This window comes from Microbacterium sp. WCS2018Hpa-23 (assembly GCF_031843845.1).
Taxonomy (GTDB): Bacteria; Actinomycetota; Actinomycetes; order Actinomycetales; family Microbacteriaceae; genus Microbacterium.
Genome location: NZ_JAVTIZ010000001.1, coordinates 215,600 through 230,544, shown reverse-complemented (window position 1 = coordinate 230,544; position 14,945 = coordinate 215,600). Strand labels below are relative to the sequence as shown.

General features: G+C 69.2%; 14 protein-coding genes. 5 read left to right on the top strand and 9 right to left on the bottom strand.

The annotated features are described in order from the left end of the window. Positions 1 to 20: 20 nt before the first annotated feature. Complete coding sequence (locus RQG77_RS01025; RefSeq protein ID WP_311243035.1) at positions 21 to 1,040, bottom strand: DUF1648 domain-containing protein; 1,020 nt, start codon at positions 1,038 to 1,040, stop codon at positions 21 to 23. Then, complete coding sequence (locus tag RQG77_RS01020; RefSeq protein WP_056308779.1) at positions 1,037 to 1,387, bottom strand: GntR family transcriptional regulator; 351 nt, start codon at positions 1,385 to 1,387, stop codon at positions 1,037 to 1,039. The genes RQG77_RS01025 and RQG77_RS01020 overlap by 4 nt, the downstream gene beginning before the upstream one ends. 99 nt (positions 1,388 to 1,486) lie before the next feature. Here RQG77_RS01020 and RQG77_RS01015 point away from each other — a divergent pair, with 99 nt between their 5' ends. Further along, positions 1,487 to 1,957 carry a DUF4442 domain-containing protein gene (locus tag RQG77_RS01015; RefSeq protein ID WP_311243034.1) on the top strand — a complete coding sequence of 157 codons (471 nt, stop codon included), beginning with the start codon at positions 1,487 to 1,489 and terminating at the stop codon, positions 1,955 to 1,957. A 55-nt stretch (positions 1,958 to 2,012) separates the two neighbouring features. Further along, complete coding sequence (locus tag RQG77_RS01010) at positions 2,013 to 3,239, top strand: amino acid permease (protein ID WP_311243033.1); 1,227 nt, start codon at positions 2,013 to 2,015, stop codon at positions 3,237 to 3,239. On the opposite strand, the gene RQG77_RS01005 is transcribed toward RQG77_RS01010, so the two are convergent. Beyond that, positions 3,240 to 4,040 carry a helix-turn-helix domain-containing protein gene (locus RQG77_RS01005; protein ID WP_311243032.1) on the bottom strand — a complete coding sequence of 267 codons (801 nt, stop codon included), beginning with the start codon at positions 4,038 to 4,040 and terminating at the stop codon, positions 3,240 to 3,242. It lies immediately after the preceding gene. A 2-nt stretch (positions 4,041 to 4,042) separates the two neighbouring features. Next, positions 4,043 to 4,273, bottom strand: coding sequence for a hypothetical protein (locus tag RQG77_RS01000; protein ID WP_311243031.1), 231 nt, complete (start codon positions 4,271 to 4,273; stop codon positions 4,043 to 4,045). Positions 4,274 to 4,486: 213 nt separating this feature from the next. On the opposite strand from RQG77_RS01000, the gene RQG77_RS00995 reads away from it, so the two are divergent. After that, on the top strand, positions 4,487 to 5,008 hold the full coding sequence (locus tag RQG77_RS00995; protein ID WP_311243030.1) for a VOC family protein: 522 nt from the start codon (positions 4,487 to 4,489) through the stop codon (positions 5,006 to 5,008). Here RQG77_RS00995 and RQG77_RS00990 read toward each other — a convergent pair. From RQG77_RS00990 to nhaA, 4 genes are all read right to left on the bottom strand, one after another. Continuing rightward, positions 4,980 to 5,789: an SGNH/GDSL hydrolase family protein gene (locus RQG77_RS00990; protein ID WP_311243029.1), complete on the bottom strand. Its 810-nt coding sequence runs from the start codon at positions 5,787 to 5,789 to the stop codon at positions 4,980 to 4,982. The two genes, RQG77_RS00995 and RQG77_RS00990, sit on opposite strands and share 29 nt — an antisense overlap. Before the next feature lie 60 nt (positions 5,790 to 5,849). After that, positions 5,850 to 7,100, bottom strand: coding sequence for an ATP phosphoribosyltransferase regulatory subunit (locus RQG77_RS00985; protein ID WP_311243456.1), 1,251 nt, complete (start codon positions 7,098 to 7,100; stop codon positions 5,850 to 5,852). Positions 7,101 to 7,165: 65 nt separating this feature from the next. Further along, positions 7,166 to 7,777 carry a MazG family protein gene (locus tag RQG77_RS00980; protein WP_311243455.1) on the bottom strand — a complete coding sequence of 204 codons (612 nt, stop codon included), beginning with the start codon at positions 7,775 to 7,777 and terminating at the stop codon, positions 7,166 to 7,168. A 67-nt stretch (positions 7,778 to 7,844) separates the two neighbouring features. Then, the gene (gene nhaA / locus RQG77_RS00975) at positions 7,845 to 9,011 is read right to left on the bottom strand and encodes a Na+/H+ antiporter NhaA (RefSeq protein WP_311243028.1); all 1,167 of its coding nucleotides are present in this window, start codon (positions 9,009 to 9,011) and stop codon (positions 7,845 to 7,847) included. 88 nt (positions 9,012 to 9,099) lie between these two features. On the opposite strand from nhaA, the gene RQG77_RS00970 reads away from it, so the two are divergent. Further along, entirely contained in the window at positions 9,100 to 11,787 is a 2,688-nt protein-coding gene (locus RQG77_RS00970) for a phosphoenolpyruvate carboxylase (RefSeq protein WP_311243027.1), read from the top strand. A 152-nt stretch (positions 11,788 to 11,939) separates the two neighbouring features. Continuing rightward, on the top strand, positions 11,940 to 13,310 hold the full coding sequence (gene gdhA, locus RQG77_RS00965; RefSeq protein WP_311243026.1) for an NADP-specific glutamate dehydrogenase: 1,371 nt from the start codon (positions 11,940 to 11,942) through the stop codon (positions 13,308 to 13,310). Between the two features lie 87 nt (positions 13,311 to 13,397). Here the strand turns inward: gdhA and RQG77_RS00960 are convergent, their stop codons facing one another. Further along, on the bottom strand, positions 13,398 to 14,831 hold the full coding sequence (locus RQG77_RS00960) for an APC family permease (RefSeq protein ID WP_311243025.1): 1,434 nt from the start codon (positions 14,829 to 14,831) through the stop codon (positions 13,398 to 13,400). Positions 14,832 to 14,945: the final 114 nt, after the last annotated feature.

Sequence of the window (14,945 nt, the reverse complement as noted above, 5' to 3'; positions counted from 1 at the left end):
AGTACGCGGTCGGCGCTGGGTCAGCGCCGGGCTGCTGCTGCGAGGACCGATGCGGCGGTGGCCGCGTCGTCGACTGTGACCACGAACACCCGCCCGTTCGTGCGGGTAACCTCGACCGCATCCCCCTCGCGGAGCACGATCCCGCGACGACCGTCCACACCGAAGCGGTAGCCCCACCCTCCGAACTCGGCGAAAGGGTTGACCTGAACCGCGCGAGCGCTGGCGATCTCGTCGGCGGCGATCTCGAGTCGGGGCCACCCGGCCACGGAGCGCACCCGAAGGCCGGCGTCGCTCGCACGGACGCGGAAGGACAGCCCGGTCGCCATGAGGATGACGAGGATCAGTGAGACGCCCGCCACGATCCATCCGCCGGCGACGCCACGAGCCAGAAGCAGCACGCTCATGGCGATCGTGACGAAGACGCTGATCCCGAGCACCACCCGACCGCTCCGGGCGATCGTCACAGTCTTGATCCACACCGCGCGGTCGTGATCGGCCAGCGGAAGCGGGGTGGCGGTTGCGCCCGTCGACTCGGGCGAGAGGGGCACCGACGGCTGCAGGAACCATCCCGCGGCACCGAGTCCCGCCATGACGACGAGGAAGACGGGCACCCATGGGGTGATGTCGGCGGCATCCGCCGCGTCCGCGAGCCCCCGCTGAGCGGCGGTCGAGGCGATGGCGAGCAGAGACATCATGCCTGCAGTGCCGAGGTTCACGGCGCCGAGCAGTCGTGCTGTGGCGGACCGCTGCGGCTGCGGGACGGCTGCGGCGGCGCCCCGCTGAGGGAGCCGGTGGGAGAACAGCGCGATGAAGGCGAACAGAATCACGGTACCGCCGCCGACACCGATCAGGAGGGCGAGGGGCATCCACCGAGGGCCGAAGCCGTCGGCCCCGTCGAGACCCCAGTGGATCGCGGCCGGGTCAGGCACGTCGGGGAGCCATGCGACCACGACGATGCTCGAGAGCGCGATGAGGCCCAGCGGGAGGATCACCCCCACCCACCAGAAGGCGGTGCGGGCTCTGCGGATCTCGGGGGTCATGCGTCGGTCTCCTTGATGAGGGCGGCCAGGGTCGTGGAAGAGACACCGAGGGATGCGGCGCGGGCGACGAGCGCGGTGATGTCCTGCGACAGCTCGGCCAGAGGAGCGGCGGAGGCTGCGACCACTGCTCCCCTGCCGCGGCGCAGGTCGATCAACCCCTCGTCTCTGAGCTGCTGATAGGCGCGGAGCACCGTGTGCAGATTGATCTCGAGGGCGTCGGCCAGCTCGCGCGCGGCAGGCAGCCGATCGCCGGGACCGAGCCGCCCGGTCAGGACGTCGGCACGGACGGACGCCGCGACCTGGTCGAAGAGCGGCCGAGCACTGTCGGCATCGATTCGAATCAGCATCGCGTTCCTCAAATTCTATTAGTTATAGGAGAACTATAACAACTGTCGAAACCCTCCAGCAAGCTTCGCCTCGCTGACCGCGTCGTCCACACTGACCTCATGCGCATCACTCCCCGACGCCTCGCCACCGGCATGAGCCTGTGGATCCCCAACCTGTTCAGCGGGATCCGCATCCGCCGCTTCAGCGAGGACTGGACCCATGCGACCGTCGAGCTGCACGTCAACGTCTTCACCCGCAACTACGTCAAGACGGCGTTCGGCGGCTCGATGTCGGCGATGACCGACCCCTACTTCTTCATGCTCGTCATGCACCAGCTCGGACGCGACTATGTGGTCTGGGACACCCGCGGCGAGATCGAGTTCCTCAAGCCCGGCCGCGGCGTGCTCACCGCCGAGTTCGAGGTCAGCAAGGAGCGTGCCGCGGAGATCCGCGAGCGCGCCCACGGCGGAGCGAAGGTGCTCGAGTGGTTCGAGACCGTGATCACCGATCGCGACGGTGATGTCGTCGCGAAGGTGCGCCGCGAGGTCTACATCCGCGAGAAGAAGCGGGTCACATCAGCGCGCAGCTGAGCCCTGGCGACAGAGCAGACACCCGGAGTTCACCCGGTCATGGGACGATGACGGGATGCCCCTCGCACGCCGCCTGACGCTCGGCGACGCCACAGCCCTCGGACTCGGTTCGATGATCGGTGCCGGCGTCTTCGCGGTCTGGGCGCCGGCGATCGGAGTCGCAGGCAGCGGCCTGCTGACAGCCCTCGCGATCGCTGCCGTCGTGGCGTACTGCAACGCCACCGCATCGGCTCAGCTGGCCGCGGTGCATCCTGTCGCCGGCGGAACCTACGCCTACGCCCGCGCGGAGATCGGCCCGTGGTGGGGTTTCGTCGCCGGATGGAGCTTCGTGATCGGCAAGATCGCGAGCTGCGCGGCGATGGCCATGACCTTCGCAGCCTACGCCGCCCCCGCCGGCTGGCAGACGCCCGTCGCTATCGCCGCGGTGGGAGCCCTCGCGACCGTCAACTGTCTCGGAGTCACCCGGACGGCGCTCGCGACTCGGATCCTCGTGGTCTGCTCGCTTCTCGGGCTGGCCGTCGTGGTCGCGGTCGGACTCGGCGCGGCATCCGCGGCGACCCCCTCCCCTCTTCCCGCCGCGACTGCCTACGGCGTTCTCCAGGGTGCCGGACTGCTCTTCTTCGCCTTCGCGGGATACGCGCGGATCGCGACCATGGGCGAAGAGGTCGTCGACCCCGCACGGACGATCCCCCGCGCGATCGCCCTCGCGCTCGGCGGAGCTGTGGTCGTCTACCTGCTGGTGGCGGTCACGGTCGTCGTCACCCTCGGCGGCAACGCGGCGTCGAGCTCGGCACCGCTCGCAGACGTACTCGCATCGACCGGATGGAGCGCGCTCACGCCCGTCGTCCGGATCACGGCCGCCGCGGCCTCGCTGGGAGCACTGCTCGCCCTCCTCACCGGAATCGGACGAACGTCACTGGCCATGGCGCGCGAGAAGGATCTGCCCTCGTTCCTCGCGAAGGTCGACGATCGCCGGCGGGTGCCCCGCCGGGCCGAGATCCTGATCGCCGCCATCGTGGTCGCGATCGTGCTCGTCGCCGATGTGCGCGACGCGATCGGGTTCTCGTCCTTCGGAGTCCTGCTGTACTACCTGATCGCGAACGCCGCGGCATTCCGTCAACCGGCATCCGCGCGGCGCTATCCTCGAGCGCTGCAGGTCGTCGGGGCGCTCGGCTGTCTGCTGCTCGTGAACACACTGCCTGTGCTGGCCTCGATCGCCGGAACCGCTGTGGTGCTGATAGGAGTGCTCTACCGGGTGATCCGTCTGCGGATCACGAGCTGATCAGGGGCCCGCGCCCTCTGCGGGCTCCTCGCCCGCCGCGGCGCGATACGTGCGCGGGGCGATCCCCAGGACGCTGCGGAAGTCCCGCGTCAGGTGTGCGTGGTCGGCATAGCCCAGCTCGGCCGCGAGCGCTGACAGATCGAGACCCGCATCGAGTCGCAGCCGCTCGGCGGCCTCCTGGAGCCGGCGCCGCCGGATCATCGCGGCCGGCGAGATGCCGACGTATCGGTGGGCGAGGCGCTGCAGAGTGCGCACCGAGACCGCGAGTCGCGTCGCCGCCTCCTCGACCGTGTCGGCCGCATGGTCTCCCATGAGGACATCGACGAGCGCGTTCGCCTGAGACGCCGCACCGTCGATCCGACCGACCCTGTGCGCGAGCCAGTCGGAGAATGCCGTGACGGCACGCGCGCGATGCCCGGCTCCCGTGCGCATCGCGGCACCGACGGCACTGACCAGGTCAGGGGCATCGATGATCGCCTCATCGTCGACGAGCGCCGCAGGATCATCGGCGAGCGTCGCGACAGCGGCCGGTCGCAGCAGAGCACCCACCGCCCACCCGGAACCGCTCAGATCACGATGCGATGCGCGGGTCGTCGCACCCGACAACGTGACCGCACCCTGCTCGACCACCAGATTCAGCGCCGGATAGCCCACGATGTCCTGCCGCGAAGATCTGCCGGGCTCTACGTTCCACTCGGGAATCCAGAACCACACAGTGAGATCACGCGCGTTCGCCTCAGGTGGCAGACGATGGAACTCCGGCAGCCGTGCCGGATACAGCACCCCACGTGTCCGGCGCACGTCTATTCGTCGCTCGGACGAGCCGGTGAGGAGTCGGCCCCGCGCGGAGACGGCGACGGAATCTCCGCCGGAGGCCACACCACGAGCAGGAACGCTGCGATCGGACCCAGGAAGACCGTCAGCACGAACCACGCCAACGCGGATCGGTTCCGGGTGCGCGCGAACCCGCCGGCGAGGAGCGCCACGGTCAGCCACATCGCGGACACTGTGGGTCCGAGGTACTCGACATCCATGCCCTCGACCCTACGACGAGACGTCCTGGTTGCCGGTGCGGGGTCGAACATGCATCCTGCGATTCGTGCGGGGTCGAATACGCACCCGAGGGCTGCGTCTCCGGTGCAGGATCGACCCCGCACCGGCCGGAGCACGTCGATCCCGCGATCGCGGGCAGGAGTCTGTCGCGAATGTTCAAGCGCACGGTGCCTGCTGCTCCGTACGGTGGCGATATGACCACCGAGAACACGACCGGCGCGACCGGCGCACACACCACGGACGGACGACCACACAGCGCGACCTCGCTCACCCCGTTCCTCGCAATCCCTGCGGCGCGCGAGGCGATCGAGTTCTATCGCGACGTCTTCGGCGCCCGTGTCGTCGACGTCACGGAGTTCGGGGGCGTCGTCGCCCACGCCGACCTCGACTTCGGTCTCGGACGTCTGCAGCTGGGCGAGCCGAGTCCCGAGTACCACCTTGTTCCCGCGCCCTCGGGCGACGACGACTGCTACTCGATGGGGCTGTACGTCCCCGACGTCGACGCCGTCGTCGAGCGTGCCGTCGCCGCCGGGGCGACCGTGCGGGAGGCTCCGTCGGCATTCGTGTCGGGAGACCGCTTCGCGAGCATCCGGGATCCCTTCGGCGTCCGGTGGTCGGTGATGACCCGCGTCGAAGACCTGTCGGACGAGGAGAGCGCGCGACGGGTGGCCGAGTGGGCGGCGTCGTTCAGCGCGGCGCCCGACGACGCGAGCTGAGCGCGGCCTCGGCGGCGAGGCACGCGGCCGGAAGGAGCGCCTCGGCCGTGCGGCGGTACCCCAGAGCGCTCGGATGGAAGCGGTCCATGCTGAACATCGCATCCGGATCGTCGAAGAACATGGGGCCGACGGCGCGACGGAGATCGACAGGGCGCGCCCCCGCGGCGAGCGCTGTCTCTGTCTGCGCCTCCGCGAGCCTGCGCGACATGCTGGAGACCAGACGGCGCAGCGGCTGAGGCACGGGGCGCAGCGCGCCGAGGTCGGGGCAGGTTCCGACGACGACCTCGGTGCCGCGACGACGCAGTCGCAGGATCGCGTCACGCAAGTGCTGGGTCGAGACGGCGACCGGGATCCGGTGCGTGACGTCGTTCCCGCCCACCACGATCACGGCGACATGCGGCGCGTAGTCCTCCGGGAGATCGGCGAGCTGAACCGCCAGGTCGGGCGACTCCGAGCCGACGATCGCGGCCGTGCGCAGGTGGACCGGCCATCCCATGCGCCGGGCCATGCCTTTGGCGAGGCGACCACCGAGCGTCTGCTTGCGTCGCTCGGCGCCGAGACCCGCCGCGAGCGAGTCGCCGAGCACGAGCAGTTCGATCGGCTCGCCGCCGAGCGACGGACGCCAGACGCGGTCGGCGTCGATCGAGCTCTCACCGAGCGGCTTGCCGATGCGTCGACGTGCGATTGCCGCCTGATGGGCAAGCACGAACCGGATGCCGATGGCCACCCCCACCGCCGCGACGCCGACCCCGGCGACGGCGACGAGATGCTGTCGTCTCATGCGCCGATTCGACCCGACCGGTGTGAACGCCGAGTGAACGGCATCCGCGCTTCCTGAGCCTCAGGAGAGGGGCTTGAGCTCCAGCTGAGACGCACCCGCGGAGACGGTCGCGAACTCCGTGTACCCGTCGGCGGCCGAGCGCTCGAGCAGCGCCTTGACGTTCTTCGTGCGTCGTTCCAGCCGCACTCTGGCACCGGTCGCCACGAGCGCGGCCTTGTGGGTCACGAGCTCTACGACGGGCACGTCGGCGTCGTGGATCAGCACGACGGCGCGCTCGGTGGCATCCACCCCGGCTGTCACGAGGTCGACGAGTCGTTCGAAGCCGAGGGAGAACCCGACCGCGGGAACCTGCTGGCCGAGGAAGCGCCCGATCATGCCGTCGTAGCGGCCTCCGCCGCCCAGCGAGTAGGAGACCGACGGGTGCGCGAGCTCGAAGATCGTGCCGGTGTAGTAGCCCATTCCGCGCACGAGGAACGGGTCGAAGACCAACGGGATGTCGGTCGCGCCACGACCGGCCGCGACAGCCTCGCCGATGCCGACCAGGTGTCCGACGATGTCATCCGGTGCGCTGTCGGGGAGTGCCTTGCGGATCTGGCGCTCACCGAACGGGTTGTACTCCATGGTCTGCGGGCGGCGCAGGAACTCCTCGAACGCGTCGACGGCGGATGCCGCGGCACCACGCTCGCGCAGCTCCGTCGCGACGCCCTCCGGCCCGACCTTGTCGAGCTTGTCGATAGTGATCAGCACGCCCGGACGCTCGTCGGCGGTGAACCCGAAGCTGTCGAGCATCCAGTCGAGCGCGCGCCGGTCATTGATGCGCACGGTTGCGCCCTCGAGCCCGAGCGCGTCGACCGCGTCGAGCGAAGCGACCATGAGCTCTGCCTCGGCGCGCGCGGAGTCATCGCCGATGACGTCGATGTCGCACTGCACGAACTGGCGGTAGCGGCCCTTCTGCGGGCGCTCCGCGCGCCACACCGGGCCGATCTGAATGGCGCGGAAGACGCCTGGCAGCTGACCGCGGTTGCTCGCGTAGAACCGCGCGAGCGGCACGGTGAGGTCGTAGCGGAGTCCGAGGTCGGCGAGTGCACCCTGGTCGTCCGCCGCCTCCCGGATCGCCTCGGCGTCCAGGCCACGGCGCAGCACGTTGTAGGCGAGTTTCTCGTTGTCGCCGCCGATGCCGGCATGCAGCCGCGAGTACTCCTCGAGCGCGGGCGTCTCGATCTCGTCGAATCCGTGCGACCGGTACCGATCGCGGATGACGGAGAGGACGCGCTCACGGCGGGCCTTGTCGGCGGGGAGGATGTCGCGCATGCCGCGCGGCGGGTTCACAGTAGCCACGCCCCCATCTTTCCAGGTCGGCGGGGTGGCCCGTGGCGTCAGGCGCCGGATTCGGCGTCGCGGACCTCAGCCTCGAGCCCGGGGAGCCGCTCGCGCAGCGCCCGCTCGGCGTCCCACCCGTTCGTTCGCGCCACAGCGACGAGCCCGAGCAGAACGTCGCCGAGTTCCGCCTCGGTCGTGGGTGCGGCCACGGCGCCGCCGGTCGGCCCTTCGACCTCCACGCCCGCCCCTGCTGCTCGTCCGACGATCTTCTGTGCGAGCGCCAGCGCCGGCATCCCTCGCGGAACACCGTCGAGAACGCTCCGCCTCGTGCGCTTCTCGGCCGCCTTCGCGGCGTTCCAGTGCACGAGCACTTCGTCGGGGGTGGTCGCGACCTCCCCCGCGAACACGTGCGGGTGACGGCGGACCATCTTCTCGGTCAGCGTGTCGGCGACGTCGTCGATGTCGAAGGGGTCGTCGGGATCCTGCGCGGCGATCGCCGCATGGAACAGCACCTGCCAGAGCAGGTCACCGAGCTCTTCGCGAAGATCGGCGCGCGTGCCGCTCTCGACGGCGTCGATCACCTCGTGCGACTCCTCGATCAGGTACGGCACGAGGTCGCGGTGGGTGATCTGCTGCGACCAGACGCACCGCTCACGCACCGCGCGCATGGTCTCGGCGGCCTCGCGCAGCGGATCGCGTTCCCGATCTCCGGTCACTGTTCCTCCTCGAACATCGTCAGGATGCCGCGTCGCTCAGCCGACGATAGGAGCGAGCGCGAAGCGACACGATCACCCCGGACAGCACGAGCGCGATGAGCGAGCCGACGAGCACGCCGAGGATCGCCTGGTCGCGGACGCCCGCATCCGACGCGAACGCGAGATTGGCGAGGAGCAGCGACACCGTGAACCCGATCCCGCCGAGGGCTCCCGCCGCCAGGATGTCGGCGAACGGAAGCGACGGTGCCGTACCTCGGGGCCGGATGCGCATAGCGAGCCAGCCGAACAGCGAGATGCCGATGATCTTGCCCACCGGGAGAGCGACGACGATGCCCCAGAACGCCGGAGAGAGCTCGGAAGGAGCCAGAGCCGGGATCACCACGAACGCCGCGACGAACGCGAACACAGGCAGGATCGCCCCGTTCACCGTCGGTTCGAGGGTATGCCTGGTGCGGCCGGCGGGCACCGGCGACATGACGAGGCCCAGCATGACGCCAGCGATCGTGGCATGGATGCCGGACACGGCGACGAGTCCCCACGCCACGACTCCGACGACGACCATCGCGACGGCGATCGCGGGATGGCCCTTGGCGTGCAGCGCTCGACTGAGAATCCAGAACACCACGACCGCGACCACGGCGAGTGCCAGCATCAGCCACTGCACGTCGTGTGCGAAGAGCACGGCGATGAAGATGATGCCGATGATGTCGTCGAGGATCGCCAGTGCCAGCAGGAACACCCGCACGGTCGAGGGCAGGCCCTTGCCGAACATGGCGAGCACACCGAGTGCGAAGGCGATGTCGGTCGCGGTGGGGATCGGCCATCCGGTGGCCGTTGCCGAGTCGCCGGCGATGAGCAGGTAGACCGCGATCGGCACCAGCACACCACCCGCGGCGGCGATCGCCGGCTGCACGGCCTTGCGCGGCGAATCCAGCTCTCCGTGCGTGAGTTCGTGGCGCAGCTCGATCGCGACGACGAGGAAGAACACCGCGAGGAGCCCGTCGGACACCCAGTGCTCGATCGAGAGATCCAGGGAGGTTCCTGGCACCGCGATGTGGAAGTCGAGCACCGCGGCGAGCGCGTCGTGCGTGGGGAGATTCGCCAGCAGCAGACCGAGGCCGGCGGCGACGAGGAGGAGGACAGCGGGGAACTGCTGCCCTCGGAGGGGGTTCGCGGAGATTCGCATCCCCTCCATGGTAGTTCGCCGGTCGCCGCGGGCGTCTCGGATCGTCATGCGTTCCGAGCACCACCCCGACCCGGGATACTCTCGAACGGTGACCCCCGAACACGCCTTCCCCGAGCCCACCGACACCTCGGCCATCCGCATCATCGGCCGTTTCGAAGCGGGCCGAGGCATCCCGGACGCGATGCGCTCCGACGTCAGGATGCTCGGCGCCCTTCTCGGCCAGGTGCTGCGAGAAGCCGGCGGCGACGACCTCTTCGAGGATGTCGAGAAGCTGCGCCTCGCCACCATCCAGGCCTACGACGAAGAGACGTCCGACGCGTTCGAGCGTGCCGCGGCGATCGCCGGATCCTTCAGCATCGCCCGCGCCGACGAGGTCGCACGGGCGTTCACGTGCTACTTCCACCTCGTCAACCTCGCCGAGGAGCACCAGCGTGTGCGCGTCCTCCGCGAGCGCGCAGGTCAGCCCGGCCGTGAGGATGCCGCCGACACGGTCGCCACGGCCTACGCCCGTCTGAAGACCGAGGTCGGCGACGACGAGGCACGTCGTCGCCTGCGGGGCCTGCGCTTCCACCCCGTCTTCACCGCTCACCCGACCGAGGCCCGCCGCCGGGCGGTGTCGTCGAGCATCCGTCGCCTGTCCGAGCTGCTCACGCAGCACGACGCGGCGAGCGAGGGCGGCTCCGAGGACCACCGCGCGCGTCGTCGGATGCTGGAGGAGATCGACACCCTCTGGCGCACCGCGCCGCTGCGCGCCGAGAAGCCTTCGCCGACCGACGAGGTGCGCACGGTCATGGGCGTCTTCGACGAGACGCTGTTCACGACGGTCCCCCACGTCTACCGCCGCATCGACGACGCACTGCGCGGTGACGACTCCGGTGCCTCCGAGCCCGTGGTCCCCGCTTTCGTGCGGATCGGCTCCTGGGTCGGCGGCGACCGCGACGGAAACCCCTTCGTCACGGCTTCCGTCACTCGCGAGGCCTCCCAGATCGCCTCGGATCATGTGCTCCGCGGTCTCGAGCGCGCGCTCGAGCGCATCGGCCGCACGCTCACGCTCGACGCCGAGGACACCCCGGCGAGCGCGGCCGTCTCGGCGCTGTGGGACGACTTCGCCGCCGCGGATCCGCGCAGCGCCGAGGAGCTGGGCGCCCGCTCCCCCGGCGAGCCGCACCGCCGGGTGCTGCTCGCGCTCGCCCACCGCGTCGCCGCCACCCGCCGCGGTGACGAGCAGCGGTACGGCCGCCCCGAGGAGCTCCTCGCCGACCTCCGCGCCGTGCAGTCGTCACTGTCGGATGCCGGTGCGAAGCGCCACGCCTTCGGCGGCGTCCAGCACCTGATCTGGCAGGTGGAGACCTACGGCTTCCACCTCACCGAGCTCGAGGTGCGTCAGCACTCGCAGGTGCATGCGAAGGCTCTGGCGGAGCTCGCGAGCGGCGAGGCCATCAGCGCGCAGACCGAAGAGGTGCTCGAGGTCTTCCGTGCGATCGCCGAGATCCAGCGCGACCGCGGCCTCCGAGCCGCCGGCCGCTATGTCGTGTCGTTCACGCAGGCGGCCTCCGACCTCGCGAACGTGTACGCACTCGCACGGCATGCGCTCGGCGACGACGCGCCCGTGCTCGACGTCGTTCCGCTGTTCGAGACCTTCGCCGACCTCCAGGCGGCTCCCGAGATCCTCGCCGAGGCGGTGACGTTCCCCGAGTTCCAGGAGCGGATGGCCGCCACCGGCAACCGCCTCGAGGTCATGCTCGGATACTCCGACTCGTCGAAGGACGTCGGCCCCGTGGCCGCCAACCTCGCCCTCTACGAGGCACAGGAGAAGATCGCGCTGTGGGCGCAGGAGTCGGACATCGAGCTGACGCTGTTCCACGGCCGCGGCGGTGCCCTCGGTCGCGGTGGCGGACCTGCCAACTCGGCGATCCTCGCGCAGCCGCCGCACTCGGTCGACGGGCGCTTCAAGCTCACCGAGCAGGGCGAGGTCATCTTCGCCCGCTACGGCGAGCCCGCGATCGCGATGCGCCACATCGACCAGGTCGCCGCAGCGACCCTGCTCGCGTCGTCGCCGACAGTCGAGAAGCACACCAGCGAGGCCGCAGCGCGGTTCGCGGACATCGCCGCGGTGATGGACCGCTCCTCGCGCGAGCGCTTCTTCTCGCTCGTGAAGGCCGAGGGCTTCGCACCCTGGTTCGCCACGGTCACCCCCATGGAGGAGATCGGTCTGCTCGCGCTCGGCTCGCGCCCCGCGCGACGAGGCCTCTCCGTCGAGTCGCTCGAAGACCTCCGGGCCATCCCGTGGGTGTTCGCGTGGACGCAGGCGCGCATCAACCTCGCCGGCTGGTTCGGTCTCGGCACCGCGCTGGCCGCAGTCGGCGACGAGGCCCGCCTCATCGAGGCGTACCGCGACTGGCCGCTGCTGCGCACCATGATCGACAACGTCGCGATGAGCCTTGCGAAGACCGACGAGCGCATCGCCCGCCAGTATCTGGCGCTGGGTGATCGCGACGACCTCGCCCAGCTCGTGCTCGACGAGATGACGCTCACCCGCGAATGGGTGATCCGCCTCACCGGCGGCGTCGGGCTGCTCGAGAACAAGCCGATCCTGCAGCGCGCCGTGCAGCTGCGCACCCCGTACGTCGACGCGCTGTCGCTGCTGCAGCTGCGCGCCCTTCGTGCGCTGCGCGACCCGGCTGAGGCGACCGGATCCGGTGCGGACGAGGAACAGCGGCGCCTGCTCCTGCTCTCCGTGAGCGGCGTCGCGGCGGGTCTGCAGAACACCGGGTGAGCCACCCCGTGGTCGTCGTCGCGTGTATTCCGGTGTGAGATCCCTCACGTCGGGGTGCCCGCTAGAGTGAAGTTTCTGCCCGATCCGGCGACCTCTCACGCGACACGATCGCACGCATCATCTTCTTCCCCCCGTTCAGAAAGCTCTTTCGCGTGACCTCTTCGTCTTCCGCTGATTTCCACCCGCTCGCCGACTCGGTGCAGCCCGTATTCGACACGGTCCTCACCCGCAGCCCGCACGAGCCCGAGTTCCAGCAGGCAGTGCATGAGGTCCTGAACTCGATCGCGCCGGTGCTCGAGCGCAATCCGCAGTTCGTCGACGGCGGCATCCTCGAGCGTCTGGTCGAGCCGGAGCGACAGATCCTGTTCCGTGTTCCATGGGTCGACGACGCCGGACGCCTGCAGGTCAACCGCGGCTACCGCATCCAGTTCTCCTCGGTCCTCGGCCCGTACAAGGGCGGGCTCCGCTTCCACCCGTCGGTCAACCTCTCGATCATCAAGTTCCTCGGCTTCGAGCAGATCTTCAAGAACGCCCTCACGGGGCAGGGCATCGGCGGCGGCAAGGGCGGCTCGGACTTCGATCCGCACGGTCGGTCGGACGGCGAGATCATGCGCTTCTGCCAGTCGTTCATGAACGAGCTCTACCGCCACCTGGGCGAGCACACCGACGTCCCCGCGGGCGACATCGGAGTGGGCGGCCGCGAGATCGGCTACCTCTTCGGCCAGTACCGCAAGATCACCAACCGTCACGAGTCCGGCATGTTCACCGGCAAGGGCACCGGCTGGGGTGGCGCCGAGGTGCGCACAGAGGCCACCGGCTACGGCGCCGTGTTCTTCGCGCAGGAGATGCTCGGCGTGCACAACGACTCGCTCGACGGCAAGCGCGTCGGCGTCTCGGGCTCGGGCAACGTCGCGATCTATGCGATCCAGAAGGCCACGCAGCTCGGCGCGACCGCCGTGACCGCGTCCGACTCGTCCGGCTACGTCGTCGACGACGCCGGGATCGACGTCGACCTGCTCCGCCAGATCAAAGAGGTCGAACGCGCTCGCATCGTCGAGTACGCCAACCGTCGTCCCGGTGCGCGCTTCGTCGAGGGCGGCAGCGTCTGGGAGGTGCCCGTCGACATCGCGGTGCCCTCCGCGACGCAGAACGAGCTCGACCTCGACGCGGCCGAGGCTCTCATCGCGAACGGCGTGCGAGCGGTCTCCGAGGGCGCGAACATGCCCTGCGTGCCCGCAGCCGTCGACGCCTTCCAGGCCGCCGGCGTGCTCTTCGCTCCCGGCAAGGCCGCGAACGCCGGTGGAGTCGCGACGTCCGCCCTCGAGATGAGCCAGAACGCGTCCCGCCAGCGCTGGAGCTTCGACGCCAGCGAGAACAAGCTGCGCGAGATCATGGCAGACATCCACAGCGCCGCATTCGACGCGGCCGAGCGCTACGACGTCGCGGGTGACTACGTCGCCGGGGCGAACATCGCCGGCTTCGAGCGCGTCGCGGGCGCGATGCTCGCGCAGGGCGTCATCTGACCCGCCGGTCTCGGCCTGCACACGCCAGAAGAGCCGCCCCTCCCAGGTGGGCGGCTCTTCTGCATCCCTGTTCTGTGCGCGCAGGACTCAGCTCTCGTCGACAGGCACCTTCACGACCTTGTTGAATCCGGTCACCGCCTGGTTCTCGTCGAACGCGACCACCTTCTTGCGGAAGCCCTTCGTGATCACGGCGAGGTAGATCAGGCCGATGGCCGTCCAGATGAGGCCTCCGGTGAGGGCATCGGCGTGCAGGTTCACCCACAGGAGTCCCGTCAGCAGCATGCCGATGCCCGGCATCACGATGTACGAGAAGATGTCGCGCGGCGTGTGACGCCGCCCCTTGCGGATCGCGAACCACGCGATCACCGAGATGTTGACGAACGTGAAGGCGATCAGCGCGCCGTAGTTGATCCAGGCCGCGATCAGCTCCAGCGTGAACGGGATCGCCAGCAGCGAGATCGCTCCGACCAGCACGATGTTGAACGTCGGCGTGTGGGTGCGGGGGTTGATGTAGCCGAACGCCTTCTGCGGAAGGACGTTGTTGCGCCCCATCACCAGCAGCATGCGCGATACCGAGGCGTGAGAGGCGAGGCCTGAGGCGAGGGTGGCGCAGAATCCGGCCGCCGTCAGCACCGCCATCAGGACGTTGCCCCCCACGAGGTTTCCGATGATCGGCAGCGTGGAGTCCTCGACGTACTGCATGTCGCCGCCCGGGGCGAACTCGTTCCAGTCGGGGAAGCGGAGCTGCGTGACGTACCCGGCGATCAGGAAGATCGCTCCGCCGAGCATCACGGTCAGGAGGATCGCCTTGGGCATGATCTTCGGGTCCTTCGCCTCCTCGGCGTACATCGTGACGGCGTCGAAGCCGATGAACGAGAAGCAGACGATCGTGGCTCCCATGAGCACCGCGCTGATGGTCGCGCCATCGTGGATGAACGGGGCGGCCGAAGCGATCGTGGCCGCACCCTCGCCGCGCATGAGCTGGGCGACGACCATGACGACGAACACGATCATCACGACGATGGAGAACACGAGCAGGATCATGTTCATGTTCGAGGTGCCGCGCATGGTCATGTAGATGATGCTCGTCACGAGGATGCAGTACAGCACCACCCAGATCCAGCCGGGGATGTCGGGGAACAGCGCCTCGAGGTAGCTGCGGATGATGAGGCAGTTGACCATCGGGAGCAGCACGTAGTCGATCAGCGAGGTCCAGCCGACCATGAAGCCGAGGTTCGGGTGGATCGACTCGCGCACGTAGGTGTAGGCGGAGCCGGCGCTCGGGATGGCGCTGGAGATCTTGCCGTAGCTGATGGCCGTGAAGACCATCACCACGAGCGCGACGAGGTACGCGGCCGGGACGACGTTGTCGGTGTCGCGGGCCACCATGCCGAAGGTGTCGAACACGACGGTCGGCGTCATGTAGCCGAGGCCGAGACCGACGATCGCCCAGAGTCCGAGGTTGCGTCGGAGTGTTCCTCCGCCCTGCGCGAGCGGCTTCGTCTTGACGGTCGTGGCCATGAGTACTCCTTCGGGAACAGCGCATGGGTCGAACTTCGGGTGGTCCGACACTGACGCTCAGTATGTACCCGAGAGAATCGTCAGCGGAAGAGCGGATCTGATTCGAAATACGCA